The sequence below is a fragment of the Siminovitchia jepli genome (genome assembly GCF_047228825.1).
In the GTDB taxonomy this organism is placed as follows: domain Bacteria; phylum Bacillota; class Bacilli; order Bacillales; family Bacillaceae_C; genus Siminovitchia.
In genome coordinates this window covers 1-1,627 of the sequence record NZ_JBFEGN010000190.1, presented here as the reverse complement: position 1 = coordinate 1,627, position 1,627 = coordinate 1, and the positions used below count along the sequence as shown (strand labels likewise).

The window sequence follows — 1,627 nt, the reverse complement described above, 5'->3', positions numbered from 1 at the left end:
CTCCCCCTCCACGTAACGACAAAATTAATTCCTAAAATACTAGATTTTACCGCCATTAAATATTAGCCCAGACAATATTTAAGAAATAGCTGTTTTTATGCTGGAAATTTAAGCTCTCCTTCATCCCCTGTGAACTTTCACTGTTAAGTTGAATAAATATATTATTTAAATAAGCTGTTGATGTTCGTATAAGTGCCCATCTTAATACTAGAAAAAGAACGATTAACATAATAAAGAAAGGCAAAGGGCTATAGGGGATATATTCTTCAAAAAAACGGATCAAGAGATAGACTGTACATCCTAAAAAAACAAAATATAAGGATGAATTTAAATAGAACTGATCTTTTGATTTAGACAATAACCTCTTGATCATGATGTTAGTTATCATCCAAACTGTACAGGCCAAACAAAAAATAAAAGTATGCACAAAAAACAATATAGCAATATCCATGACAGAATTAACCTTTCCCTGTTGCCAAAAAAGAACTAAGAAAGGCGCAAACATTAGCGTAATAATAAATACGTAAGAAATATAAAGAAGTACATACCCGCCTATTACGATTTCATGAGGCCTGACACCGGAGTTTAGGAAAAAAAACATTTGGGAATGCTCTTTTAATTTATTCCTTGAGAAAACAACAAAAAAACTGGCTAAAGCAGCAGTTGCCAAGGTAATATTTTTATAAGCTTTCGCCGAATCCAAAGGCATTGTTGAAAAGTTTTTGATCATAATAATGAAATAGATTAAATAAACCAGGACTATTGATAAAATGAGAGCAATCATGGGAGTCGGATATTTTATGAAGACGTCGTAAACCCTGCCAATCAGTTTCGGGTATTCGACCTTTCTAACAATTTGCTTCATAAAGTTCATTTAATATCCCCTCAACATGTCTATAATAGTCTTCATTCACTTTTGTATATATTTCTTCCAACGAGTGATTTCTAAATCTTTCTTTCACCTGTTCTTTTGTGGCGTTTAACTTTACTTTCCCATCCCTAAGAACAACAATGTAATCATATAGCTCCTCTCCAAAACTTAGGTTGTGAGTAGATAGCAGTATCCCAATATTCATCTTTTTAATGATATGTAAAACTTTTTTTAGTACGATGATCATATCTGGGTCTAACCCATTTGTTGGTTCATCAAAAATAATATATCTCGGTTTCTTAAATATTTGGGATACAATTTGGGTCTTTTTCTTATTTCCATGGGAAAGCATAGAAATTGGATGATTTAGATATCGATTCAGCTCAAACAGATCAATTAAGCGATGTAAAAAATGATCATCGATTTTATTATGTGATGTACTTTTCATCAATGAAAAGTATTCGCTCGGGGTTAAATAATCAAAAAGCGCTATCTCATCCGATATATAACTCGTTTCTCGTTTAAAGAGGTCAAGATCCCGTGCTTTTCTTAGGGATAGCTCTTGGCCGTCCATTTTTAAACAGCCCTTATATTCAACTAATCCAAATAAAGACTTGATGATTGTAGTTTTTCCGGCGCCATTATGTCCAAGCAATAAAATAATTTCACCTTTATGTATATTTATCCCAAATTACGAAAGTAAATTTGCCGAAAACTAATTCAGCGCTCTTTTGGGAACAATTTACAAATCTGGGT

At 32.7% G+C, this 1,627-nt stretch carries 2 protein-coding genes; both read right to left on the bottom strand.

Annotated features, from left to right (window positions below):
* Positions 1 to 55: 55 nt before the first annotated feature.
* Positions 56 to 874 carry a hypothetical protein gene (locus tag AB1L08_RS22325; protein ID WP_413066765.1) on the bottom strand — a complete coding sequence of 273 codons (819 nt, stop codon included), beginning with the start codon at positions 872 to 874 and terminating at the stop codon, positions 56 to 58.
* Positions 849 to 1,556 carry an ATP-binding cassette domain-containing protein gene (locus AB1L08_RS22320; protein WP_413066766.1) on the bottom strand — a complete coding sequence of 236 codons (708 nt, stop codon included), beginning with the start codon at positions 1,554 to 1,556 and terminating at the stop codon, positions 849 to 851. The genes AB1L08_RS22325 and AB1L08_RS22320 overlap by 26 nt, the downstream gene beginning before the upstream one ends.
* Between the last annotated feature and the right edge of the window lie 71 nt (positions 1,557 to 1,627).